The 23,167-nt window shown below is 67.6% G+C and carries 23 protein-coding genes and 1 riboswitch; of the genes, 14 read left to right on the top strand and 9 right to left on the bottom strand.

The annotated features are described in order from the left end of the window. Nucleotides 1-16: 16 nt before the first annotated feature. Nucleotides 17-652: a response regulator gene (locus tag ACT86A_RS05350; RefSeq protein WP_445090865.1), complete on the top strand. Its 636-nt coding sequence runs from the start codon at nucleotides 17-19 to the stop codon at nucleotides 650-652. 54 nt (nucleotides 653-706) lie between these two features. Here ACT86A_RS05350 and ACT86A_RS05355 read toward each other — a convergent pair whose 3' ends face one another. Beyond that, nucleotides 707-1,828: a serine/threonine-protein kinase gene (locus tag ACT86A_RS05355; protein WP_445090866.1), complete on the bottom strand. Its 1,122-nt coding sequence runs from the start codon at nucleotides 1,826-1,828 to the stop codon at nucleotides 707-709. A 559-nt stretch (nucleotides 1,829-2,387) separates the two neighbouring features. On the opposite strand from ACT86A_RS05355, the gene imuA' reads away from it, so the two are divergent. After that, on the top strand, nucleotides 2,388-3,161 hold the full coding sequence (gene imuA', locus ACT86A_RS05360; protein ID WP_445090867.1) for a DnaE2-dependent mutagenesis accessory factor ImuA': 774 nt from the start codon (nucleotides 2,388-2,390) through the stop codon (nucleotides 3,159-3,161). A 97-nt stretch (nucleotides 3,162-3,258) separates the two neighbouring features. Beyond that, entirely contained in the window at nucleotides 3,259-4,773 is a 1,515-nt protein-coding gene (locus tag ACT86A_RS05365) for a DNA polymerase Y family protein (protein WP_445090982.1), read from the top strand. A 6-nt stretch (nucleotides 4,774-4,779) separates the two neighbouring features. Here ACT86A_RS05365 and ACT86A_RS05370 read toward each other — a convergent pair whose 3' ends face one another. Then, nucleotides 4,780-5,655, bottom strand: a complete 876-nt coding sequence (locus ACT86A_RS05370) for an LLM class F420-dependent oxidoreductase (protein ID WP_445090868.1) — start codon at nucleotides 5,653-5,655, stop codon at nucleotides 4,780-4,782. Between the two features lie 261 nt (nucleotides 5,656-5,916). Between ACT86A_RS05370 and ACT86A_RS05375 the strand changes: the two genes are divergently transcribed. The 5 genes from ACT86A_RS05375 (at nucleotide 5,917) to ACT86A_RS05395 (ending at nucleotide 12,004) form a co-directional block, all read left to right on the top strand. Then, on the top strand, nucleotides 5,917-6,678 hold the full coding sequence (locus ACT86A_RS05375) for an alpha/beta fold hydrolase (RefSeq protein ID WP_445090869.1): 762 nt from the start codon (nucleotides 5,917-5,919) through the stop codon (nucleotides 6,676-6,678). A gap of 171 nt (nucleotides 6,679-6,849) precedes the next feature. Further along, nucleotides 6,850-7,305, top strand: a complete 456-nt coding sequence (locus tag ACT86A_RS05380) for a hypothetical protein (RefSeq protein WP_445090870.1) — start codon at nucleotides 6,850-6,852, stop codon at nucleotides 7,303-7,305. 54 nt (nucleotides 7,306-7,359) lie between these two features. Then, nucleotides 7,360-10,758, top strand: a complete 3,399-nt coding sequence (locus ACT86A_RS05385; protein WP_445090871.1) for an error-prone DNA polymerase — start codon at nucleotides 7,360-7,362, stop codon at nucleotides 10,756-10,758. A gap of 66 nt (nucleotides 10,759-10,824) precedes the next feature. Continuing rightward, the gene (locus tag ACT86A_RS05390) at nucleotides 10,825-11,817 is read left to right on the top strand and encodes a DUF4349 domain-containing protein (RefSeq protein ID WP_445090872.1); all 993 of its coding nucleotides are present in this window, start codon (nucleotides 10,825-10,827) and stop codon (nucleotides 11,815-11,817) included. Beyond that, complete coding sequence (locus tag ACT86A_RS05395; RefSeq protein ID WP_445090873.1) at nucleotides 11,774-12,004, top strand: DUF167 domain-containing protein; 231 nt, start codon at nucleotides 11,774-11,776, stop codon at nucleotides 12,002-12,004. Before ACT86A_RS05390 ends, ACT86A_RS05395 begins: the two co-directional genes overlap by 44 nt. A 20-nt stretch (nucleotides 12,005-12,024) precedes the next feature. Here ACT86A_RS05395 and ACT86A_RS05400 read toward each other — a convergent pair whose 3' ends face one another. The 4 genes from ACT86A_RS05400 to ACT86A_RS05415 form a co-directional block, all read right to left on the bottom strand. Next, on the bottom strand, nucleotides 12,025-12,678 hold the full coding sequence (locus tag ACT86A_RS05400) for a Uma2 family endonuclease (protein ID WP_445090874.1): 654 nt from the start codon (nucleotides 12,676-12,678) through the stop codon (nucleotides 12,025-12,027). A 160-nt stretch (nucleotides 12,679-12,838) separates the two neighbouring features. Beyond that, nucleotides 12,839-13,303, bottom strand: a complete 465-nt coding sequence (locus ACT86A_RS05405; RefSeq protein WP_445090875.1) for a tRNA (cytidine(34)-2'-O)-methyltransferase — start codon at nucleotides 13,301-13,303, stop codon at nucleotides 12,839-12,841. A 49-nt stretch (nucleotides 13,304-13,352) separates the two neighbouring features. Beyond that, nucleotides 13,353-13,772, bottom strand: coding sequence for a hypothetical protein (locus ACT86A_RS05410; RefSeq protein ID WP_445090876.1), 420 nt, complete (start codon nucleotides 13,770-13,772; stop codon nucleotides 13,353-13,355). Between the two features lie 242 nt (nucleotides 13,773-14,014). Further along, on the bottom strand, nucleotides 14,015-14,392 hold the full coding sequence (locus tag ACT86A_RS05415) for a hypothetical protein (protein ID WP_445090877.1): 378 nt from the start codon (nucleotides 14,390-14,392) through the stop codon (nucleotides 14,015-14,017). A 236-nt stretch (nucleotides 14,393-14,628) separates the two neighbouring features. On the opposite strand from ACT86A_RS05415, the gene ACT86A_RS05420 reads away from it, so the two are divergent. From ACT86A_RS05420 to ACT86A_RS05430, 3 genes are read left to right on the top strand one after another with little or no spacing between them, the layout of a single operon-like run. Continuing rightward, nucleotides 14,629-15,003, top strand: coding sequence for a hypothetical protein (locus tag ACT86A_RS05420; protein ID WP_445090878.1), 375 nt, complete (start codon nucleotides 14,629-14,631; stop codon nucleotides 15,001-15,003). After that, nucleotides 14,954-15,475, top strand: coding sequence for a DUF6879 family protein (locus ACT86A_RS05425; RefSeq protein ID WP_445090879.1), 522 nt, complete (start codon nucleotides 14,954-14,956; stop codon nucleotides 15,473-15,475). The genes ACT86A_RS05420 and ACT86A_RS05425 overlap by 50 nt, the downstream gene beginning before the upstream one ends. Next, a complete protein-coding gene (locus ACT86A_RS05430; protein WP_445090880.1) occupies nucleotides 15,472-16,320 on the top strand; it encodes a helix-turn-helix domain-containing protein in 849 nt (282 codons plus the stop codon). The genes ACT86A_RS05425 and ACT86A_RS05430 overlap by 4 nt, the downstream gene beginning before the upstream one ends. A 92-nt stretch (nucleotides 16,321-16,412) precedes the next feature. On the opposite strand, the gene ACT86A_RS05435 is transcribed toward ACT86A_RS05430, so the two are convergent. Next, complete coding sequence (locus ACT86A_RS05435) at nucleotides 16,413-17,456, bottom strand: fused (3R)-hydroxyacyl-ACP dehydratase subunits HadA/HadB (protein ID WP_445090881.1); 1,044 nt, start codon at nucleotides 17,454-17,456, stop codon at nucleotides 16,413-16,415. A gap of 292 nt (nucleotides 17,457-17,748) precedes the next feature. Between ACT86A_RS05435 and ACT86A_RS05440 the strand changes: the two genes are divergently transcribed. Next, complete coding sequence (locus tag ACT86A_RS05440) at nucleotides 17,749-17,985, top strand: DUF3017 domain-containing protein (RefSeq protein WP_445090983.1); 237 nt, start codon at nucleotides 17,749-17,751, stop codon at nucleotides 17,983-17,985. Nucleotides 17,986-18,052: 67 nt separating this feature from the next. On the opposite strand, the gene metX is transcribed toward ACT86A_RS05440, so the two are convergent. Continuing rightward, nucleotides 18,053-19,210, bottom strand: coding sequence for a homoserine O-acetyltransferase MetX (metX, locus tag ACT86A_RS05445; protein ID WP_445090882.1), 1,158 nt, complete (start codon nucleotides 19,208-19,210; stop codon nucleotides 18,053-18,055). Further along, complete coding sequence (locus tag ACT86A_RS05450) at nucleotides 19,207-19,563, bottom strand: hypothetical protein (RefSeq protein ID WP_445090883.1); 357 nt, start codon at nucleotides 19,561-19,563, stop codon at nucleotides 19,207-19,209. Before ACT86A_RS05450 ends, metX begins: the two co-directional genes overlap by 4 nt. A 79-nt stretch (nucleotides 19,564-19,642) precedes the next feature. After that, nucleotides 19,643-19,753, bottom strand: a riboswitch (SAM riboswitch). A gap of 368 nt (nucleotides 19,754-20,121) precedes the next feature. On the opposite strand from ACT86A_RS05450, the gene ACT86A_RS05455 reads away from it, so the two are divergent. Continuing rightward, nucleotides 20,122-21,339: an NADP-dependent isocitrate dehydrogenase gene (locus ACT86A_RS05455; RefSeq protein ID WP_445090884.1), complete on the top strand. Its 1,218-nt coding sequence runs from the start codon at nucleotides 20,122-20,124 to the stop codon at nucleotides 21,337-21,339. Nucleotides 21,340-21,690: 351 nt separating this feature from the next. After that, a complete protein-coding gene (locus tag ACT86A_RS05460) occupies nucleotides 21,691-22,896 on the top strand; it encodes an MFS transporter (protein WP_445090885.1) in 1,206 nt (401 codons plus the stop codon). Nucleotides 22,897-23,167: the final 271 nt, after the last annotated feature.

Here is a 23,167-nt window from a genome sequence, read left to right on the forward strand (position 1 = left end):
CGGGAGGAGGCGGGCAGTGCGGGTATTTCTGGTCGATGACCATGCCGTTTTCCGATCGGGTGTGCGTGCGGAGTTGAGCCGGGAGACCGACATGGAGGTGGTCGGTGAGGCCGGTGGCGTGGCCGAAGCGATCGCTGGAATCACCGCGGCGCGCCCGGACGTCGTCCTGCTCGATGTGCACATGCCCGACGGCGGCGGCGTCGCGGTGCTGTCGGGCATCGAGCCGGGGCCGGTGTGTCTGGCGCTGAGCGTTTCCGACGCGGCCGAGGACGTGATCGCGGTGATCCGGGCCGGGGCCAGAGGTTATGTGACCAAGACGATTTCGGGATCCGAACTGGCCGACGGCATTCGCCGGGTGGCGGGCGGCGATGCGGTGTTCAGTCCGCGGCTGGCCGGGTTCGTGCTGGACTCGTTCACCGGTAGGTCCCCGGTGCCCGAGCCTGCGCTGGATCCGGAACTGGACTCGCTGACCCCGCGCGAACTGGAGGTCCTGCGCCTGCTCGCCCGTGGCTACACCTATCGGGAGATCGCCGAATCCCTGTTCATCTCGGTCAAGACCGTGGAGACGCACGCCTCCAACGTGCTGCGGAAAACCCAGCAGTCCAACCGCAACGCTCTGACCCGTTGGGCGCACCGTCGCCGGATCGACTGACGTCTTCGCAACGGCGTGCGTCTTCGGCGGCGGCGATGTCGGAGCACGGCGGCGTCAGAGCACGGCGGCGAGGATCGCGACGATGATGATCAGACCGATGAGCAAGCCGACGGCGATGGCCAGCGGGGCGTTGCTCGGCGGAGAAGTTCTGGTGCGCTGAGGCGGCGTGGCGACGGTCGCCCCGGCGTGGTTGCGGTGCGGGCGGGGGAGCGGTGTGGTGTGCGGGCTACGGATACCCGACGCCGAATTGCGGGCCGCCCAAGCCGGGATGGTTCCGTCCTCGGTGCGGACGGGCGCGCCGATGATGTACGGTCCGGTACCGGGACCGAAGGCGGCCGTGAGGATTTCGTCCCGCGCCTCGGCCATGGTCGGGCGCCGCTGCGGGGCGGGCTCCAGCATGTGCAGCAGGGCTTGGGTGAGCGCGCCGCTGCGGCTCGGCGGGATGATCTGCGCCATGGCGGCACGCTGCACGATGACGTCGCTGTCCTCGTGGAAACCGAATGGCGGCTGGCCTTCGATCGCGGTGTAAAGCGTGGCACCCAGCGAGAACACGTCGCCGGCCCTGGTCGGCTCTGCGCCGCGCGCCACTTCGGGAGGCAGATAGGCGGGGGTGCCGGTGATCACGCCGTCCGGTTCGTCGGATGCCTCACCGGCACCGCGGGAGATGCCGAAGTCGCTGAGTTTGGCCATGCCGACACCGGGGCCGCGATCGGCGACAAGGATGTTGCCCGGCTTGATATCTCGGTGCACGATGCCTACCGCATGCGCGGCGGCGAGCGCGTCGGCAACCTGCGCGCCGATCTGCGCGACCTCGATCGGTGGCAGCGTGTCGACCAGCGCGAGCGCCTTCGCGACGCTGCGCGAGGGGAGGTGCTCCATCACCAGCCAGGGTTCCCCGGCCTCGAGCACCACGTCATAGACGGCGATCGCGTGATCGTGCGAGAGTTTCGCGGCGACCCGGCCCTCGTGCATGATCTGGTTGCGGACCGTGTCGGCCTCCGCCTCGTCGAGTCCGGCTGTGGTGAGAACCTGTTTGATCGCGACGTCCCGATCGAGCAGCCGGTCGTGTGCCAGCCAGACCGCGCCCATGCCGCCGCCACCCAGCTTCGACTGGAGGCGGTAACGGCCTGCGACGAGGTATTGAGGGCCGACAGTGGGACGAGCGCGTTCGGTCACGGGTGCGAGGGTAGCGGAAAAGAAGGTTAGCTGGCCTGATTCGTGCCGTGCGAGGGGAGGCGTGCGGCGCCATCGGGTGCTCCCCGCACCCTCCTTCGCCCGAGCATCCCGGTCGGGTTCGGTTCGGGTAGGCCCGGCTCGGCTCGGTTCGGGTGGACCCGGGCGGTTCTGGTCGTCGGCGGCTGATTGCCACCGCGGTCCGGACGGCTTCGATGCGGTGGTGATGTGCGGCGGGCATTGTCCGGGTCGCGCCTTCCGGCAGGCGCCGTGCTCGGTCGGTGTGGCCACATTGTTCGAGACGGACTGCGGGTCACGTGGCCTCGGGACGCTGGCGGGATCGGTCGATGTGGGGGTGCTGATCGACCGGGCCGATTCGTCCCGGCAACCGTTTGCGGCGACACGGGCGCGGTGCTTGACGAAACTCGGGGGTCGGTTTCTACTGAGTCCATATCGAACGTATATTCGATACGAATCGATAGCTGAATCGGTGCTGCCGCTCGAATAGCGCGGGAATCGGCATGCTTCGCCTCGGCTCCATCGTGGGAAGTGGGTGGTTGGGATGGGTTCGGATGCGGTATCGCGGGAGAGGGTGAGCCGAGGTGTGCGGGAGAACCCTCCATCGCTTGCTGAACTGCGCAGACGCATCGCTGCGGTGCCTGGCCGCGGTGAATCGGCCACGGCGCAGCGCAGCCGGGCCGACGGCGGGCGGCGCACCGCGGCGCTGCCCGTGCCCGCAGCGCTCGCGCCACTGTTGCCCGATGGTGGCTTGGTCAAAGGATCTGTGGTGCTGTACTCCGGGGCGAGTTCGCTGCTGGCCGGGCTGCTCGCCGCGGTGACCGAAGGTGGCGGGCATGCCGCGGTGGTCGGAATGCCCCGGCTCGGGTTGCTGGCCGCGGTGGAGATGGGGGCGCAGTTGCGACGGCTGGCCGTGATCGCCGACCCCGGCCCCGATCCGGTGGAGGTGGCCGCAATCCTGCTCGACGGGCTCGACCTGGTTGTGCTCGGGCTCGGCGGCGGCGCTGTTGCGCCCGCCCGCAGCCGGGTGATCGCGGCCCGCGCCCGCTCCAAAGGCGCCACCCTCGTGGTCGCCGACGGCCGCTGGCCGGGAGCTTCCCTCCACCTCGACGCCCGCATCGCGGGTTACGCCGGTCTGGGCCGTGGGCGCGGACGACTGCGGTCGCTCGGCTTGACGGTCGAGGTGCGCGGCAAGGCGGGACCACCCCGGCGCGGGCGGCTGGACCTGTGCCCGAACGCGGGGCGAGTCGACTGGGTGCTGCGCGAAAAGGCCACGCGGCCAGTCGAAGCCATCGACACGCAGGAGGCGGTGTCGTGACCGGGCGAATCATGGATACGGCACCGTGACTCGGCGCGGGTCGAAGCGGGTGCTTGCTCTGTGGTGTCCGGACTGGCCCGCGGTCGCCGCCGCGGCGATGGCTGGACTTCCCGCGACGCGGCCGGTGGCGGTGCTGTTCGCCAACCGGGTGGTGGCGTGTTCGGCGATCGCGCGGACCGAGGGGGTGCGCCGTGGGCTGCGGCGGAGGGAGGCGCAGGCGCGGTGTCCCGAACTGTATCTCGCGCAGGAGGACCCGGATCGGGACGCGCGACTGTTCGAGCCGGTGGTGGCCGCGGTAGCTGAGACGATGCCCGGTGTGGAGGTGCTGCGTCCGGGACTGCTCGTGCTCGGTGCGCGCGGCGCGGCGCGGTTCTTCGGCTCCGAGGAGGCCGCGGCCGAGCGTCTGGTCGACGCGGTGGCCGCGGCCGGGACGGAGGCGCAGGTCGGGATCGCCGATGAGCTGTCGACGGCAGTGATCGCCGCACGTCGTGCCGCGATCGTGCCGGTGGGCGCCGCTGCGCGATTCCTCGCGCCGCTGCCGGTGGCGGAACTCGCGATCGAACCGAGCCTGGCCGCCCCTGAGCGCGCCGATCTGGTCGACCTGCTGCACCGCTTGGGTTTACGGCGAATCGGTGATTTCGCCGCGCTGTCCTCGTCCGAGGTCACCTCCCGGTTCGGCACCGACGCCGTGCTCGCGCATCGTTGCGCCAGGGCCGAACCGGAGCGTCCGCCGTCCGCGCGGCGGCCGCCACCGGATCTGGTGGTGGAGTACCGCTGCGATCCGCCGATCGAACGGGTCGATGCCGCCGCCTTCGCAGGTCGCCTGCTCGCAACCCGGCTGCATGCCGCGCTCGCGGCTGCCGGGCTGGCCTGCACCCGGCTCTCGGTATTCGCGAAAACAGAGGCAGGAGAGGAGTTTTCGCGGATCTGGCGATGCGCCGAGCCGTTGACGCCGGAGGGTACGGCGGACCGGGTGCGCTGGCAGCTGGACGGCTGGCTCACCCGGCGCGACGGCGCACGGCCCACCGCGCCGATCATCGTGCTGCGGCTGGAACCCGTCGAAGTGGTCGCGGCGGGCGCGCTGCAACTCGGGTTGTGGGGCGGGGTCGGCGAGGAGGATGAGCGTGCTCGCCGCGCGCTCGTCCGGGTGCAGGGCCTGCTCGGCGGGGAAGCGGTGCGGGTGGGTGTGCTCAGCGGCGGACGCGGACCCGTCGAGCGGATCACCATGGTCACGCTGGGCGACGAACTCGTCCCCGCGACCGATCCCACGCAGCCTTGGCCGGGCCGGCTACCCGAGCCGGCCCCTGCCGGGCTGCTGCTGAACCGTCCGCTGGTGCGGCTGGAGGCCGCCGACGGCACTCCGGTCAAGGTCACCGATCGCGCCATGTTCGACGCCGATCCCGCGCTGCTGCGCTGGGGAAGCAAGCAGTGGCGGCTGACCGGCTGGGCGGGGCCCTGGCTGGTGGACGAACGGTGGTGGGCGCCGGACTCGGACGCCGCCGAATTCACCGCCCGCGCCCAGGTCCAGCTCGACGGCGCCCCTGCCGACAGCCGAGTGCTCCTATTGGTCTACCGCGACGAAACCTGGCGCGTCGAAGGACTTTACGAGTGAAGCGTCCTAGCCGAGCTCGGCAAGCAGGCGCACCGCAGGCGCCATGCCGTCGATCCAAGCGGCCGGCGAGCCGGTGGTCGGCGAGACGATGACGGCGTGCACGCCGAGCTCGGCGTAGTCGGCCATCTGCCGGACGAAAGCGTCTCGGGTGTCCGGGCCGGGTCGCGAGCCGCTGGCGAGGATCGTCTTGCGGATCTGGTCGTAGTCCCGGCCGAGGTCGTCGCAATGCCGTCGCAATACGTCGAGCTTGTGCGCGACCTCGGCGGGTGTGGAAGCGAACAGGTTGCAGGCGTCACCGTATTGCGCGACCAACCGCAGCGTCTTGCGCTCCCCGCCACCGCCGATGAGCACCTTCGGCCGATTGATCGGCTGCGGCGAACACAGCGTTTCGGCCAACTGGTAGTACGTACCGTCGAACGCGCCGTTGGCTTGTGGGTCCCACATCTGCAGGCAGATACGCAGCGTCTCTTCCAGCCGTTCGAACCGTTCGGCGACCGGCGGGAACGGCACGCCGAGCCCGCGGTGCTCGCGCTCGAACCACGCGGCTCCGATGCCCAGCACCGCCCGGCCGCCGGAGAGGACGTCGAGTGTGGTGACGATCTTGGCGAGCAGGCCCGGGTGCCGGTAAGTCACGCCGGTGACGAGCAGGCCCAGCTCGACACGGGAGGTGTGCGCGGCCAAATATCCGAGGGTGGTGTAGCCCTCCAGCATGTTCGACTCCGCCGGCAGGCCGGTCGGTTCTATCTGGAAGTAATGGTCCATGAACGACAGCCAGGTCGCCCCGGATTCTTCCACCGCGGCGCCTACTCTGGCCAGCTCGCCGGCGATAGCGGTGGTCCCACCGTCGATGTCGAATACGGGCAAGTGAAAACCGAGCTCCATGAAAGCGATCCCTTCTACTGGACAACCCTGTATCCGCGCAGACTATGTGCCGGAGTGCACTCCAGGTCAAACTCGCACCGGGCGCGACCACACCGTCGCCAGGTCCTTTCCTGGCCTGTTCCGCATGCCGCTCGAAACAGGCAGTCCGCGTACGACTTTGCGATGCCCGGCTGCGGCTTCTCGGCCGGCGCTGCACCGCAGGCGCTTCGAGTGATCCGCGCTACACCGGGAGGGTCGCGAGTATGACGGACAGTATTCTCGATGGTCGTGGATCTGACGGTGGGCCAAGTGGCATTCGGAGACCTGCGGATCGCCTATCGGGATTCGGGTATCGGCGCGGTCAGCGACATTCCCGTGATGCTGGTGCACGGCATGGGTGGTGACGGACACACTTGGGATCGGTTCGCACGTGTATTGGTGCAATCCGGGCGCCGGGTGATCATCCCGGATCTCCGTGGACACGGCCGTAGCTCACATACCGATTCCTATCGGTTCGACGAATTCGGCGCCGATCTGCTGTGGCTCTGCGACGAGTTGGAGCTGTCCGCGGTGGATCTGGTCGGGCATTCGCTCGGCGGCTACGCGGCATCCTGCATCGCGCAGCAGCGGCCGGAGTTGGCGCGCAGGCTGGTCATCGAGGAGTGCCCGCTTCCGTTGCAGTCCGGCGCCGAGGAACCGCGGCTGACCCGTCGCTTTCCGAGCGTGCCCGAGTTGTGGCACGCCACCTCCAGTTTGGTTCGCCACCCGGGCGCGGTGCTCGCGTTCGACCGCTCCATGACGAAGACCGCGCTGGAACAGTTCCGCAAGCCGAACCCGGAGTGGTGGGACCGGCTCCCCGATATCACGGCGCCCACGCTGGTGCTGTGCGGCGGTCCGGCAGGCATGGTCGATCCGGCGAAGCTGGATCTGCTGCGGGCCGCCATCCCGGACTGCACGGTGACCACGTTCACCTGCGGCCACAGCATCCACCGCGACCGCTACCGGGAGTTCGCGGCGACCGTTCGGCCGTTCCTGGCGGGCTGAGCGGGCGGGGCCGAGAGTTCGGGCGCGGCTCATCGATGTGCGACTCGACTGCTCGCGCCGTCCGGCAGGTCCGCCGCCACGTTCGAGAGTCGAATGCGCACGAGGGATTCGAATGCGCGAATCGTTCGAACAACGCTCGAAACGTTCGAACATATGTGCGATAATCAGTGCATGTCGGACGATCGGATGTCGGAGGTGTTCGCCGCGGTGCGGCTCGGTGGCGTCGACCCGGCGGCGGGGCGACGGGCGTTGGAAACGCTTTGGGACGAACTCGGCGAACGCGCGGAAGTGTTGTACCGCTGTGTGATCGCCCACCATCTCGCCGATCTTCACGAGGAGGCCGCCGAGGCGCTGTGCTGGGATCAGCGCGCGCTGGCCGCGGTGTTCGGACCTGGCGTGCCGCTCGACGAGGGCCTGCGCGGCTTCCTTCCGTCGCTGTATCTGAACCTGGCCGACAGTCATCGCCGGGTCGGTGAGTTCGAGGTGGCCAGGATGCAGTTGGCCATCGCCCGTGGGCATCTCGACGTCCTCGCCGCCGACGCCTATGGCGCGCTCATCCGGGCGCGTCTGTGCCGGATCGAGGGCGCTCTGGCTGCGGCTTCCGTCGAACGTCTCCCAAGTCCCTGACCTGCTTGTACCTTCTCATTGTTCGAATGTATGTTCGAGTATAGGAGGTGTGTCGTGGGTTGGGGCAACGGTCCGCCGAGCTGGGCGGAGATGGAACGGGTGCTGTCCGGGCGGTCGAACCCGCACCCGGGCGATGGCGGCGATAGCCCGGCGTGGTCGCGCAAGCGTGCGGAGTATCAGCCCGAGCCGGTGGAACGCACCGACGAACCGTCGGTGCCGTACGCGGAGCTGCACGCGCATTCGGCCTATAGCTTCCTGGATGGAGCGAGCCATCCGGAGGAGCTGGTGGAAGAGGCGGTGCGGCTCGGCCTGGAGGCGATCGGGCTCACCGACCATGATGGTTTCTACGGCACGGTCCGCTTCGCCGAGGCCGCCAAGGAGTGGGGGATGCCCACGGTCTTCGGCGCCGAACTGTCGCTCGGTGCGCCGGCCGAATCGCGCGTCGCGAGTCTGGAACGCGGGCACGCCGCGGTTGCTGATTCGGCGCCGCGCACCGGCGCGCCGGATCCGGCCGGGGCGCACCTGCTGGTGCTGGCCCGTGGTCAGGAGGGCTACCGCAGGCTCTCCCGGGAGATCGCCGCCGCGCACATAGCCGCAGGGGAGAAGGGCATCCTGCGCTACGACCTGGACACGCTCACCGCCGCGTCGCAGGGACACTGGCACATCCTGACCGGCTGCCGGAAGGGCCACCTCCGCCGAGCGCTTGCGGTCGACTTGCGCACGGGCAACACCCGTCTGGCGCACGCGGAGGCCGCGCTGCGCGAGCTGACCGACCGCTTCGGCGCCGACCGGGTGAGCGTGGAACTCACCCACCACGGAATCCCCGAAGACGACGAGCGAAACGCCTATCTCGTCGCCCTCGCCGAACGTCTGGGCCTACCCGTGCTCGCTACCACCGGAGCGCATTTCGCCGCGCCGAGCCAGCGCCGCCGCGCCATGGCGCTCGCGGCGATCCGGGCCAGGCGGAGCCTGGACGAGATCGCCGGCTGGCTGGCTCCCGCGGGTGGTGCGCACCTGAGGTCCGGGGCGGAGATGGCGCGATTGTTCGCCGACTGCCCGCAAGCGGTAGCGAACGCGGCGGCGCTGGCCCGCGAATGCGCCTTCGACCTGAAGCTGATCGCCCCGAAACTGCCGCCGTTCGACGTGCCCGCCGGACACGACGAGCAGTCCTGGCTGCGCGAACTCACCCTCGCCGGCGCGGCGCGGCGCTATGGAGGGCCGGAGCGGAACCCGCAGGCCTATCGGCAGATCGAGCACGAACTCGCGGTGATCAACGCTTTGGAGTTCCCCGGCTACTTCCTGGTGGTGCACGATATCGTCAGCTTCTGCAAGGACAACGGCATCCTCTGCCAGGGCCGCGGTTCGGCGGCCAACTCCGCGGTCTGCTACGCGATCGGCATCACCAATGTCGACCCGGTGCGCAACCAGTTGCTGTTCGAGCGCTTTCTCTCGCCGGAGCGCGACGGTCCGCCGGATATCGACGTCGACATCGAATCCGACCGTCGCGAAGAGGCGATCCAGCACGTCTACCGCAAGTACGGTCGCCAGTACGCGGCGCAGGTGGCCAACGTGATCACCTATCGCGGCAAATCCGCGGTGCGCGACGCCGCACGGGCGCTGGGTTTTTCGCCGGGTCAGCAGGACGCGTGGAGCAAGCAGGTGAGCCGCTGGAGCCTTGTTGATTCGGCCTCCGGGCCCGCCGCTCGCACCGCGGTCGGCGCCGAGACGAACACTAGCGCCGAGACGAACACCGACATCCCCGCCGAAGTGCTCGAGCTGGCCGCCGAGATCGAGGGGTTGCCACGGCATCTCGGCATCCATTCCGGCGGCATGGTGATCTGCGACCGCCCGATCGCCGACGTCTGCCCGGTGGAGTGGGCGCGGATGCCCGGCCGCAGCGTCTTGCAGTGGGACAAGGACGATTGCGCCGCCATCGACCTGGTGAAATTCGACCTGCTCGGCCTCGGCATGCTCTCCGCGCTGCATTACATGATCGACCTGGTGCGTGAGCACAAAGGCGAGACCGTCGAGTTGCACGAACTCGATCTGGCCGAACCCGAGGTCTACGAGATGCTGTCGCGCGCGGATTCGGTGGGCGTTTTCCAGGTCGAGTCGCGGGCGCAGATGGCCACGCTGCCGCGGCTGAAACCGCGCAACTTCTATGATCTCGTGGTCGAGGTGGCGCTGATCCGTCCCGGTCCCATCCAAGGTGGCTCGGTGCATCCCTACATCCGCAGGCGCAACGGGGCCGAGGACGTCGTCTACGACCATCCGGCACTGAAGAACGCGCTGGAACGCACGCTCGGGGTGCCGCTGTTCCAGGAGCAGCTCATGCAGCTGGCCGTCGACGTCGCCGGATTCACCGCCGTCGAGGCCGATCAGCTGCGCCGCGCCATGGGCTCCAAACGCTCCCCGGAGCGCATGCGGCGGCTCCGGGAACGGCTCTACCGGGGCATGCGCGAGCGGCACGGCATCACCGGCGAGGTCGCCGACCGGATCTACGAGAAGCTCTACGCGTTCGCGAATTTCGGTTTCCCGGAAAGCCATTCGCAGAGTTTCGCCTCGATCGTGTTCTACTCGGCCTGGTTCAAGTTGCATCATCCCGCCGCGTTCTCGGCGGGCTTGCTGCGCGCCCAGCCGATGGGCTTCTACTCCCCGCAGTCGCTGGTCGCCGACGCGCGCAGGCATGGCGTCCTGGTGCACGGCCCCGACGTCAACGCCAGCCGCGCCGAACCTACCCTCGAGGCGAAGGGCACCGAGGTGCGCCTCGGGCTGGCCGCGGTCCGCCAGATCGGCGCCGACCTCGCCGAACGCATCGTGGCGGCCCGGGGCGAGCGGCCATACACGTCTTTCCTCGATCTGACCGGGCGGGTGGAACTCACTGTCGCCCAAGCGGAATCCCTCGCGACCGCCGGTGCGCTCGGCAGTCTCGGCAGCACTCGCCGCGAAGCTTTGTGGGCGGCCGGCGCTGCCGCGGGTGAGCGTCCGGATCGTCTGCCCGGTACCGGCGCGGCCACCACCGCACCCGCCCTGCCCGGGATGAGTGATCTGGAAATGGCCGCCGCCGACGTGTGGGCCACGGGCGTCTCCCCGAGTAGCTATCCGACCCAGTTCTTGCGTCCGCGGCTCGACGCGCTCGGCGTCATCCCGGCTTCCGGTTTGGTCGAGGTGCTCGACGGATCGCGCGTGCTGGTGGGCGGCGCGGTGACGCACCGGCAGCGCCCGGCCACCGCGGCGGGCGTTACGTTCCTCAACCTGGAGGACGAAACCGGCATGGTGAACATCGTCTGCTCGGTAGGCCTGTGGAGCCGTTACCGCCGCCTCGCCCAAGGCGCGACGGCCCTGCTCGTCCGTGGCCGGGTGCAGAATGCCGAGGGCGCGGTGACTGTCGTCGCCGAACACCTGCAGCGCCTGGATCTGCGGATGGTGTCCAAGTCGCGCGACTTCAGGTGAGCGCGTGGCCGCCGAAAGGCTCGCGAAAGCGGTGTTCGCGCAGCGTAAACGGCTACTGTGCCAAGCATGAGGAAGCTTGCTGTGCTGTGCGTCGGTGTGCTGGGGTTGACACTGCTCACCAGCTGCGGCGATCACGAGGCGACACCCACCCGGGACCGTTCGTCGTCGATCGCCACCGGCCCCGCCCCCGCCGTGGTGCCTCCCGGGTTCCGGGAGCAGGCGCCGCCGAAGCGGGATAACTCGGGCGGTGAACCGATGACCGCGCGCAAAGAAGTCGTCACCGGCAGTGTCGAGATCACCGCCGGCGCACCGATCGCCGCGGCGGGCGCGATCATCGATCGGGTGCACGAGGCGGGCGGCCGGGTCGACAGCCGCACCGAACAGCCGGGTACCGACGACTCGGAGCCGAGCGCCACGCTCATCGTCCGGCTGCCCGCCGACAAGACCGATGCGTTCCTCGCGGGGCTCGGCGGTGTCGGCCAGGTCACCCGGATCAGCACCAACCGCGACGACGTCACCATGCAGTGGGAGGACCTGGACGCCAAGATCAAGGCGTTGCAGGCTTCGGTCGAGCGGCTGCGCGTGCTCATCGCGGGCGCCGCCACCACCTCCGATCTGCTCGCCGCCGAGCAGGCGCTGTCCAGCCGTCAGGGCGAGGTGGACAGTCTCACCGCGCAGAAGCGGCGCCTGGACGACCAGATCGCCTTGTCCACCCTGACCATCGACGTCACCAGCGACGCCAAGCGGCCCGACGACGCCGACAGTTTCTGGGACGGCATCGTCTCCGGCTGGAACTCGCTGGTGGACTGGTTGCAGGGCGTGGTCGTGTTCAGCGGCAAGGCGATTCCGTGGCTCGGCTTCCTCGCGGTGCTCGCCGCCGCACTGTGGGCCATCGTGCGGCTGGTGCGGCGCAGGAAGACCGCGCCGGATGGGGAAGAATCGGCACCGGCTCGCGAGGAGCCCCCGACCAGCGCCGCCGCTGTGGTGGGCGCGGACAACAGCGCAGGTGAGCAGAGTGCCGACAGCAGTAAGGGCGACGATCAAGCCGAACAGCCGTAAGGGTCCGTTGGTGGAAACCCTCGACGACGGCAGCCTGCAACTGTATGTGCGGGCCCCCGCTGTCGAGGGCAAGGCCAACAAAGCGGCCATCGAGTTGCTCGCCGAGCACTATCGCGTACCCAAGTCCGCGGTCCGCCTCGTCGCCGGGGCCACCTCGCGCTACAAACGCTTCGAAATCGACGTGTGAAGCTGCGAACTCGCGAGCAATCAGTACTCCAACTCGGCCCATGGAATGTAGATGGGGAAGGGGAAGTCGATCTCGACGCCGTTCGGATCGTCGCGGGTCCATTCGCCGACCACGAGATAGTTGGCCGCGCGGAGCGGACGGACTCCATCCGGCAGCTGAGCGTGCCCGGTCTCCAGTGCGTACGCACGAGCCATGGCGATGGCGCTCTCTTCGCGGGCCAGCGAGACCTCCCAGTACCAGGGGATTCCGGCGCTCGCGTAGCGGCCCTTCTTGGCCTCGATATCGGTCTGGGTGTTGGACGGGGAGAGGACCTCGCCGACCAGGAGGACGTCCGCACCGCGGAGATCCTGATACGGGGATTCGAGGCAGCGGTGCACCAGGAAGTCCGGTGTCACGAAGTCGGACTTGCCGCTGCCTCCGAGGAAGACGTTCGTCTCGGTCGTGACGCGCCAGCAGTGCTGTGTGTGCTCCGACATGTCTTGCCGGGCACAGCGGCGCAAGCCATTCCACAGCAGATTCGTGAAGGTCTGGTGTTCGCTAGGGCCGCGCCGCACCCAGACCACCCGGCCATCCCACAACTCGATCTGCTCCGCGATTTCCTCAGGGAGTCGCTCCAACTCCTCCCATGTCATGTATTCCGGGAGGTTCGGCCGCTCAACGCGTGGACGGGGCATGCCGCCATGGTAGCCGCGCGGTCCGCGAGTCGAACCGCTCCCAGGAATCCGACTGGGCCCAGACCACATAAGGTTGGTCGCAGGCTGGATGCCAGGCGAGTTGGCGTCGAGCTTCGTCCATCGACCGCCGCTACGCTCCGTGATTCGGCGGGTCGCGCGGCTAGACCCCGCCGGGGAATCCGAGTTGGCGCCATGCCTCGTACACCGTCACCGCCGCCGCGTTCGAGAGGTTCATCGAGCGGCGGCCGGGCAGCATCGGGATGCGCAGCCGATCGGTGATGTGCGAGTCCGACAGCACCTCCGCAGGCAGTCCGGTGGGTTCGGTTCCGAACAGCAACACATCGTTCTCGCGGTAGGTCACGTCGGTGAAACGGGTGGTCGCTTGGGTAGTGAACGCGTAGACCCGCTCCGGGCGCAGCTCCTCCCACGCCGCCGCCAGATCGGCGTGCACCGTCACCGACGCCAGATCGTGGTAGTCCAACCCGGCCCTGCGCAATTTCGGCTCGGACAGATCGAACCCCAATGGCTCGATCAGATGCAGATGGCATCCGGTCCCGGCGACCAACCGTATCGCATTGCCGGTATTCGGCGGAATGCGCGGCTCATGGAACATCAGATGGAACACGGGTCTCAGTCAACCAGGCGCCGCGACCGCCGGGGCTGTCGGCAAGGCTTCAGCCGAAGCTGCCCGTGCTCGGCTTGCCGATCACGTCGACGGTGACGATGTCCGTCGTCGCGGTGTAGCCCTCGCGGGGATCGCCGGTGGGTCGTTCCCAGGCGCATGCGCCGCGCACGCGCATCTGTCCGGCGGGCAGGGACCCGTTGCCGAGCGACGTCTGCACCATCTTGCCGTCGGGGATGGCGAACGAGGTGGGGTTGTTGCCACCGAAGATCTCCCCGGTGTCGTTGTTGTACACCCAGCACACCCCCTCGGCGTTGGGGTTGCGGAATTTCGCCGACACGGTTCCGGGCACCGAGAAGACCTCCTCGAGCACCGGAGACGACAGCGGAGGTGTCGCGGTAGCGGTGGCGCCGAAGCCGGGCGCCATCGCAAGCGCGGCGAGCGCGAGCAGGGGGAGTCGTCGAATGATCATGATCGAGATGATGCCAGCTCGCGCATGTGCCCGTGCTCCCGGGAAGCCAATTAATCTGACCGACAACGCTTTTCGAGCCGAAAGAAACGCTCGAGTCGGGTCTCGATTACGCCTCGAGGTGCGCTGCGCGCAGTAGGCCTGGAGTGGGAGATCGAGGCTTCGCCGACCGCCCGCAAAATGTGTGCCGGGTGGCGCTTGGGGCCTCGCATGTGCGCACGCACCGGGGCCGGGGTGCGCGACGCTCACCAGCCCAGAGACCTTTTCCATGCGTCGTGCTCGGCTGGTGAGGACATCCGGCCACCGTTGCAACCGGGTGCCCATCGGGCATAGGTGCGCTCCGGGCTGACGGTGATGACGTCAGCGACCGCTACCAACCCGGTGGGCACTTCCCCGCCGAAGTGCCGGACACCGGGAACGATGACCGCGTCTACGTCCACGCGGCGAACAACGTTCAGCAGACGGCTCAGCGGGCTGTCGGTCTCAGCACGGAACACAACCGTTTTCGCGAGCTCGTAACCGAGCCGCTTGGCGAGACTGCGGATCTGAATCTCGTCCCAGGTCTGCGAGATGCCGGATATGTCCCGGCGCAGGTATCCGATCGCTGTTGGCCGTGCCCTCATCGCGTCCACCTCGCTCGTCGTCGTTGGTGAGCACCCGACGCCGGGGAACAGCGTCCTGATGACCCAGTGACTTGGACTCACCCGGCGTCGCGTGCTGTTCACAGACGCTAAGGATTTGAAGTGGCTGAAGGGTAGTAACTTGACAGAACTTGACAGAACTTTTTCTACCACCTGACCAGTGGGCCAGAATGAGGCAATATGGTCTACAGGAGTGACACACTCGGTCACACTCCTGGATGGGAGCCAAGATCATGCGCTTACAGTTCCTCGGCAAGGGTGGCTCAGGCCAAGGCCAGTGCCCGACGCTGTACACCACCGACCAGGGCAGCTTTCTGGTCCAAGGTTGGATGACAGGCGAGCCCGGCACAGTCGAGATCCCACACTTGCTGCTCGGGTTCGCTGACCCGGATACGTTCGTCGGGGCGACGATGACGGACACCGGCCGGGGTACGTTCACCATCTCCGGCCGACCGATTACGGACGCCGAGTCGCTGGCTCAACTCGTCCTAGCCGACGACGAGACGGCTATCGAGGTGCCGAAGCGAGAAAGGAAGTTCTACGGTGCGTCTGCTGCAAGGACAAGCGTTCTGGGACCTGTTCCAGCAAGCTGAGCGCTCGGCGTTCCACCTCGAAACCAGGGATGCCTACGACGTAGACGACGAGAACCCCCGATCCGCGCGGTTCCTCGAAGGTCACCGAGACGACGACTATGCATGGTTTCAGCCGTGGCTGAACCTCATGCGGGACGCCACGAATCGAGGCGTAGTCGTCTCGCGGGTTCGGGTGGTCACGGTGCCGCTCCCGGATTATCACCGTTGGCTGCTCTCGATCACACCGGAGAACGCCGACGCCGGGGAGGACATCCGTTACGTGCCAAGGCATCTCGCCGGGGAGCTCCCAGCGGACGACTGGTGGCTATACGACGATTCGCTCGTTGCCTTCAACGTCGTTGATCTCAGTGGCGCTGGAGCAGGGGTCGCCGCGACCGACGACCCGCACCTGGTCGCGTACTGCCGCAGCGTCCGAGAACGACTGTGGAAGCTGGCTACGCCCTACGCCGAGTTCGCACACGCGGTATTGTGACCAACTCGGTTCACGAACAGCGGGAAGCGCTCGGAAAGCGCCTGCGCGAGATTCGCAAGGATGCCGGACTCACCGGACGCCGGCTCGCTGCCTTGGCGGGCTGGCACGAGTCGAAGGTGTCCAAACTCGAAACCGGTGATCGCAGTCCATCGGAGCAGGATCTACGCGCGTATTGTGCCCACACGGGCACCAAGGACCAGCTAACGGACCTGGTAGCGACGGTGCGGAACATCGAGTCGGCGTATGTCGAGTACAAGCGGTTGTTGCACACGGGCACGAAGCGGCGACAGCAACAGTCGGTGACACTGGCCGAACAGACCAAGCTCATGAGGTTCTACGAACCGGTGCTGATCCCAGGGATCCTCCAGACCGCCGAGTACGCCGAAGCGGTACTTAGCAGGGTGACCGAGTTCTACCGGATACCCAACGATGTAGACGAAGGTGTCTCGAAACGGCTTGAACAGCAAAAAGTTCTCTACCAGAGTGACCATCGGTTCCATATCCTGATCACCGAACAGTCGTTGTCTACGACTGTGGGAGACGCCGAGGTCATGGTCGGCCAGCTGGACCGACTCCTGGCTGTCATGGGGTTGCCTCGGATGCTGTTCGGGGTGGTCCCATCGGATGCCGAATGGCTCACCCCTGCAACAAATTTCGTCATGTTCGATGACCGTATGGTGTTGGTTGAAGCGATCACAGCAGAGCTGAAAATCACTCAGCCGAGAGAGATTGCGTTGTACGCACGAGCGTTCGAAATTCTCGCTGCGCAGTCGGTAACCGGCAAGGCGGCCCGTGCGCTGGTCGCGGCCGCGCTGGACCGATGGCGCGACAAGTCCACGGCGTGACGAAGCCGGGGTTGCGGTGCCCCGGCTTCCTCGACGTTCCGACCTAGACGGTTGTTCATCCGCCCGGTTCGCGGGGCCGGTTCGGTGCCGGACTATGCGAGGCGGATATCCGCGGTGGCGAGACCGAAGATCTTGCGTCCTGCGGACTTGGCGACGATGACGATGACGGCGGCCCTGGTCTCGGGGTCTATCGACTTGATGCGCCCGGTGAACTCGACACTTCCGGCGCAGGAGGCTTCGACGATCGTGTAGTTCGACAGCCGCACCGCGTACCTGACCAGCGCCCCGGGGTCACCGAGCCACTCGGTGACGAAGCCTGCCCCCAAGCCCATTGTGAGCATGCCGTGCGCTATCACATCAGGAAGGCCCGCGAGCGCGGCGATATCGTCGTGCCAGTGGATCGGGTTCACATCACCGGCGACACCGGCGTAGTTCACCAGATCACCCCGCGTCAGCTGCGTGATCCGGGTAGGAAGCTCGTCACCGACCGTAACATCCTCGAATCGGATTCCGCTGCGCGAGATTCGCGTCGGAGCGATCGTGAACTGCCGTGACCCCATCGCCGAAGCCGGATACGTCGCAATCCGCCCATCCGCCACGGCGGCTGCGGTCGCGGATCGAGAGGGCACGTCGATACCGTGCATGACCACGCGCTCGATCGCATCGTTGATGCCGGCGTCGACGTCCTCGCCGGTGATGCCGACGACGGTCGTGTACATGACTTGCCCAACCCGACCTGTCTGGTCGGTGAAGGTGTTCTTGACAGTGAGCAGGTCCTTGCCTGCGATGCGGCGAACCGAAGCGAGTTCGACGTCGCTGACCAAACGGTCACCCGCCACCACCGGTTTGTGCATTTCGAAAACCTGGTCGGTTTGCACGAACACGTTGTAGCCGCTGATGACATTTTCGAAAAGCTTGCGGTTGGCCAGCATCGCGGCGATCGAGATGAACGTGGTCGGCGCGACCAGACCCGCATACCCGAGTTCGCCGGCAGCGTCCTCGCTCCAGTGCGCGGGGTGGAAGTCCTGCACAGCGCGCGCATATTCGCGGATCTTCTCCCGACCCACCTCGTAATAGTCATCCACGCGATAGTGATGGCCCACCTGCTCAGCCACATCGAATGTCGCTTCCACCAAGCCCTCCTCGCTTCAGATTCTCCCAGGACCTCGCAACCGGGTGTCCGCAGAACCCGACTGCGCGAACGGACCCCACTTTCTTACCGGACGCGGGCTCTGTCGAAGTCTTGGCGGCTCGGCCTGGTAAGCAGCTGATCGTCAGCTGTGTCGATCAGCGATCCCGGCGGCCTGATCTCGTAACGCTCGGGGGGTCTGCGAGAATCGGGGCGTGACCGAAGCCGATACACCTTCCGCGGAGCAACGGGCCGGGCGCCGCAATGTGGGGGCGGAGCTTCTGCGGTGCCATCTGCCGATGGTGGTCGTCACGCTGGTCATCGTGGTGGCGGTGGTGTTCGTCGCGTCTGATCGGTGGCGGCGCGGAGCTTTCTTTTTCGGTGGGGCGACGCTGCTGGCCGCGGCGTTGCGGCTGTGCCTGCCCACCGCGCGGGTCGGTCTGCTCGCGGTACGCAGCAAGCCCTTCGACGTGGGAGCGCTGACGTTGTTCGGCTCGAGCATCGTGTTCCTCGCGGCCACGATCAATCTCGGCTAGGAGAAACAATTCCGCAGGCCCCAACCGCCCGCCGATTCGTGCGAAACTCCTTGGCGCTGAAGTCTTTTCAGTGTCCGCGTCGCACGCCGGCGCGGGCGAGCCGCATCGTTTCGGTCAGCAGCTTCGACACCGCCGCCGCCTCGGTGAGGAACCCGTCGTGCCCGTCGCGGGAATTCACGACTTCCAGCCCGTCGCAGCCGGGTAGCAGGTCGGCGAGTTCCTGTTGGGTGCGCAGCGGGTACAGGCGGTCGGAGTCGACGCCGCCGACCACGCACGGCACCGGCGTCGCCGCGAGTGCCGCCTCGACGCCGCCGCGGCCGCGGCCGACGTCGTGGCGGTTCATCGCCTCGGTCAGCAGCACGTAGGTGGCCGGATCGAAGCGTTTGCACAGCTTGTCGGCCTGGTGGTCCAGGTAGCTCTGTACCGCGTAGCGGCCGCCGTCACGCGGGTCCTCGTCCGCTTGCTGCTTGTTCGCGAAGCGGTGGTCGAGCTCGAACTCGGTGCGGTAGGTCAGGTGCGCGATCCGCCGGGCGATGGCCATACCCGCCAGCGGGGCGCGGCCGCTGTCGTGATAATCGCCACCCTGCCAGTCGGGGTCGGCCTTGATCGCCGCGATCTGTGTGGTCTGGGTGCCGATCTGGTCGGCAGTGGCGCGGGCGCCGACCGCGAGCACCAGCGCGGCGGCGACCCGATCCGGCGCGCCTACCATCCACTCCAGCACGCGCATGCCGCCCATCGACCCGCCGACGACGGCGGCGAGCCGGTCGATGCCGAGCCGGTCGAGCAGCATCGCTTCCGCGGTCACCTGATCGCGGATCGAGATTTCCGGAAACCGTGTGCCCCAAGGCTTTCCGTCCGGAGCGGGGCTGGACGGCCCGGTGCTGCCTTTACAGCCGCCGAGCACGTTGGTCGCGATCACGCACCATTCGTCGGTGTCCAGCGGCGCGCCCGGCCCGACCATGCCGTCCCACCAACCGGGCAGGGGATGGATGTCGTCCGGCCTGCCGACGACGTGCGAGTCACCGGTGAGTGCGTGTTCGACCAGCACGACATTGTCCAGTTCCGGGGAGAGTTCCCCCCAGCGCTGCACTCCGAGACGTACGTCCGCAACGACTGCGCCGCTCTCCAACCGGACGTCCCCGATGGGGATGATGCCGAACTCCCCATCCGGGGGCGGCAGGGTGACACTGGGCGTGCGAGCGCTCGATTCGATGTCCACGGTCACGTCGCAGCCGCCGCGAAACCGGCGCGCACATTCTCGCCGTCCAGCGCGAGGGGGGCCGATCGGGGAATGCTCGCGCAGGTCGGCTCCTCCAGCATGAGCCGGCGACGTGTCATCGACGCAGGGTGAATCACGACAGAACGCACATCGCCGATGGTAGCGACGTGGTCGGAGCGGGACGGCTGGCCGGCGAATGCCCTACCGGCCAATTGCTGCCCGCGCGGGGACCACACGGCCGAACACCGGCTCGCGCTTTTCGGCGTGCCGGTGCTGTCGAATCCCACCTGGACCTGCGCAGTGTCGAAGGGCCACTGTGCCGGTTCGTCTTCGGCCGCGGCCGCGGACGATTCACTCATGGTTTGCTCCAAATGAAGGTATGCGCCGGTACAGCAGGGGCTAACGGTGTGACGAACAACACATACCGGCTTACCTCCTGATGCGCGCTTGCCCCCGGCTCCCGGGAGCCCGGTCATCACCCGGAGCACCCCGCCGCTGCTGGAGGGTTGCCGACCAGCGAGCCGGGGCTTGACGCTGGTACTCATGACCTGTCCGGAATCATAACCGGCGGCCGTCAGCGGCCGAAATTCCGCATGGAACTCACTGGTCAGCGCCGGTAGGCGCGGTCGCGCACTGCGCGCATCCCGCGGGGTGCGCGATGCTGTCGGCGACCTTCGCCGAACTGGGTGAGCGGGCCGGCGCTTGGGGTCCGATCGGTAACTGACGTGTGCGTCTCACTCCGGGGGCTGCCTGCGGTGCGCGGTCTTCGGCAGCAGTACGCTTGTCTTGCTTGCACCACGGTCTCGCGGACAATGCGGGACCATATACGTTGTCTGTTGGAACAGCTGGGGTCCGCTCACAAGCGTGTTCGCCTGGCCGTGCAATGAGGGCACCATCCTAGGAGGACACGAAGATCCATGTCCAAGATCAAGGTTGAAGGCACCGTCGTAGAACTCGACGGCGACGAGATGACCCGGATCATCTGGCAGTTCATCAAGGACAAACTGATCCACCCGTATCTCGATCTGAACCTGGCGTACTACGACCTGGGCATCGAGTACCGGGACAAGACCGACGACCAGGTCACCGTCGACGCCGCGAACGCCATCAAGAAGCACGGCGTCGGCGTGAAGTGCGCCACCATCACCCCGGACGAGGCGCGGGTCGAGGAATTCGGCCTGAAGAAGATGTGGCGCTCGCCCAACGGCACCATCCGTAACATCCTGGGTGGCACCATCTTCCGCGCCCCGATCATCATCTCGAACGTCCCGCGGCTGGTGCCGGGCTGGACCAAGCCGATCATCATCGGCCGCCATGCCTTCGGCGACCAGTACCGCGCCACCGACTTCAAGGTTTTCCAGGGCGGCACCGTCACCCTCACCTTCACCCCGGAAGACGGCAGTGAGCCGATCGTGCACGAGGTCGTGAAGATGCCCGAGGACGGCGGCGTGGTCATGGGCATGTACAACTTCCGCAAGTCCATCGAGGACTTCGCGCGGGCGTCGTTCAACTACGGCCTGCAGCAGAACTACCCCGTGTACATGTCGACGAAGAACACCATCCTGAAGGCCTACGACGGCATGTTCAAGGACACCTTCCAGGAAGTCTTCGACGCCGAGTTCAAGAGCCAGTTCGACGCCGCGGGCCTCACCTACGAGCACCGGCTCATCGACGACATGGTCGCCTCCTCCATGAAGTGGGAGGGCGGCTACGTCTGGGCCTGCAAGAACTACGACGGCGACGTGCAGTCCGACACCGTGGCCCAGGGCTTCGGTTCGCTGGGTCTGATGACCTCGGTGCTGCTGACCCCGGACGGCCGGACCTGCGAGGCCGAGGCCGCCCACGGCACCGTCACCCGGCACTACCGCCAGCATCAGCAGGGCAAGCCGACCTCGACCAACCCGATCGCGTCGATCTTCGCCTGGACCCGTGGCCTCGAGCACCGCGGCAAGCTGGACAACACCCCCGAGGTCATCGGTTTCGCGCAGACCCTCGAGGACGTCGTCATCAAGACCGTCGAGGGCGGTCAGATGACCAAGGACCTCGCGCTGCTCGTCGGCGGCGACCAGGGCTACCTGAGCACCGAGGAGTTCCTCGGCGCGCTGGACGCGAACCTGGCTCGCGCGTTGCGCTGAGCCGATCCGGCGCTGAGCCGTCTCGGCGTCGTGCTGCGGGGCCGAGCCTCATCGCTCGGCCCATCGGGCACCCGCCCCGCCTCCTGGCGGAACGGGTGCCCGCACTGGTTTGCGATCAGTGCAATGTCGGCTGCGGCTACCGAGGACGCCACCACGCCACACCCTGCGCGTACTCCGGGGCACGGCGGCTGCGTGTGGCCGTCGCCATGTGAGCGCTTGTTCCTCTGAGCGAGCGGGGTTCGTCCCGCTCACGCGGATTCGGTTGCTGACCAATATTTTCGCGCCGCTACGGTGGGCGAACTCACGTTCGCGCGGGAAGCAGACGTGACTGGTTGACGGTTACATGAAGGCGTGACCACCCCCACAGCCACTCACGTCAGCGCGCGTTCTGCGCGCACCGATTGGCACCTGCCCGCGATGCTGGCGTTGGCGCTCGGTGGATTCGGTATCGGAACGACCGAGTTCGTCACCATGGGTTTGCTGCCGGATATCGCCTCTGCCATGCGCGTTTCCGAGCCGACCGCGGGCCACGCGGTGTCGGCGTACGCGCTCGGCGTGGTGGTCGGCGCACCGCTGATCGCCGCGCTGTGCGCGCGGGTCGCGCGCAAGCGGTTGCTCATCGCGCTCATGGTGGCGTTCACGCTGGGCAATGTGGCCACCGTGGCGGCGCCGTCGTTCGAGACGCTGGTGCTAGCACGGTTCGTCTCGGGGTTGCCGCACGGTGCCTACTTCGGCGTCGCTTCGCTGGCCGCCGCCACACTCGCCCCGGTGGGGCAGCGGGCCAAGGCGGTAGCCGCGGTTATGCTGGGGTTGAGCGCCGCCAACGTTGTCGGCGTTCCCGCAGCCACTTGGCTCGGCCAGCACCTCGGCTGGCGGGACGCGTTCGTGGTGGTAGTAGTGATCGGCGCAGCCACCGTCGCGGCCCTGCTGCGCTTCGTTCCCGAACTCACCGGCATACCGGTGACCAACCCGATGACCGAACTCGGCGCCCTGCGCCGCGCGCAGGTGCTGTTGACGCTGCTGGTCGGGGCCGTCGGCTTCGGCGGTATGTTCGCCGTCTACACCTACGTCGCCACCACACTCACCGATGTCGCGGGTCTGCGGGCCGGACTGGTGCCGGTGGTGCTGATGTTGTTCGGCGTCGGCATGGTGGTCGGCAATATCGTCGGCGGCGTGCTCGCCGACCGCGGCGTGGACCGCGCGATCTTCGCGGCGATGATCGCCATGATCGTGATCGTCGGCGGTTTCGCCGCCGCCGCGCACAACCCGTACACCGCGGCCTTGGGCGCATTCCTGGTCGGCGCCTCGGGGGCCGCGCTGGCCCCCGGCCTGCAGACCCGCCTGATGGACGTCGCCGCAGACGCCCAAACCCTCGCCGCCGCCCTCAACCACGCCGCCCTGAACATCGCCAACGCCGCGGGCGCCTGGCTCGGTGGCCTGGTGATCGCCGCGGGTCTCGGTTATACGGCCCCGGCCCTGGTCGGCGCCGCCCTGGCTGCGACGGGCGCGCTGTTGTTCACCGTGACGGTCTGGGCTGCGCGCAACTCGCGCGCGTAGCTGAATGACCCGTGATCGCGGGCCGGCTGTTCAGCCCGGCTGGTAAGTGCGATCGGGCTGGACAGCAGTTGCGGTGGGACGTCGGACATCCTGCTGAGCAGGCGAACGATTCCAGCTCGATGGCGGGTTCATCGCGGTTGAACTCGATGACGCCGATACGACCTGGATGCCGTTCTCAGCCCACAGCGGTCCTGACCGAGTTTCTCATCGACGAACCCCGACGGCCGCACTGCACCCAGCGTCGGATTCCTTCGCAGTCGACTACTCGTGG

The sequence above is a fragment of the Nocardia glycosmidis genome (assembly GCF_052545115.1).

Coding starts and splice junctions, on each gene's coding strand:
- ACT86A_RS05390 (WP_445090872.1), top strand. CDS start 10,825: ATGAGGAAGCTTGCTGTGCTGTGCGTCGGTGTGCTGGGGTTGACACTG.
- imuA' (WP_445090867.1), top strand. CDS start 2,388: ATGGGTTCGGATGCGGTATCGCGGGAGAGGGTGAGCCGAGGTGTGCGG.
- ACT86A_RS05450 (WP_445090883.1), bottom strand. CDS start 19,563: ATGAGTGAATCGTCCGCGGCCGCGGCCGAAGACGAACCGGCACAGTGG.
- ACT86A_RS05410 (WP_445090876.1), bottom strand. CDS start 13,772: ATGATCATTCGACGACTCCCCCTGCTCGCGCTCGCCGCGCTTGCGATG.
- ACT86A_RS05455 (WP_445090884.1), top strand. CDS start 20,122: ATGTCCAAGATCAAGGTTGAAGGCACCGTCGTAGAACTCGACGGCGAC.
- ACT86A_RS05365 (WP_445090982.1), top strand. CDS start 3,259: ATGGCTGGACTTCCCGCGACGCGGCCGGTGGCGGTGCTGTTCGCCAAC.
- ACT86A_RS05370 (WP_445090868.1), bottom strand. CDS start 5,655: ATGGAGCTCGGTTTTCACTTGCCCGTATTCGACATCGACGGTGGGACC.
- ACT86A_RS05415 (WP_445090877.1), bottom strand. CDS start 14,392: ATGAGGGCACGGCCAACAGCGATCGGATACCTGCGCCGGGACATATCC.
- ACT86A_RS05400 (WP_445090874.1), bottom strand. CDS start 12,678: ATGCCCCGTCCACGCGTTGAGCGGCCGAACCTCCCGGAATACATGACA.
- ACT86A_RS05440 (WP_445090983.1), top strand. CDS start 17,749: ATGGTGGTCGTCACGCTGGTCATCGTGGTGGCGGTGGTGTTCGTCGCG.
- ACT86A_RS05380 (WP_445090870.1), top strand. CDS start 6,850: ATGTCGGACGATCGGATGTCGGAGGTGTTCGCCGCGGTGCGGCTCGGT.
- ACT86A_RS05375 (WP_445090869.1), top strand. CDS start 5,917: ATGGTCGTGGATCTGACGGTGGGCCAAGTGGCATTCGGAGACCTGCGG.
- ACT86A_RS05420 (WP_445090878.1), top strand. CDS start 14,629: ATGGGAGCCAAGATCATGCGCTTACAGTTCCTCGGCAAGGGTGGCTCA.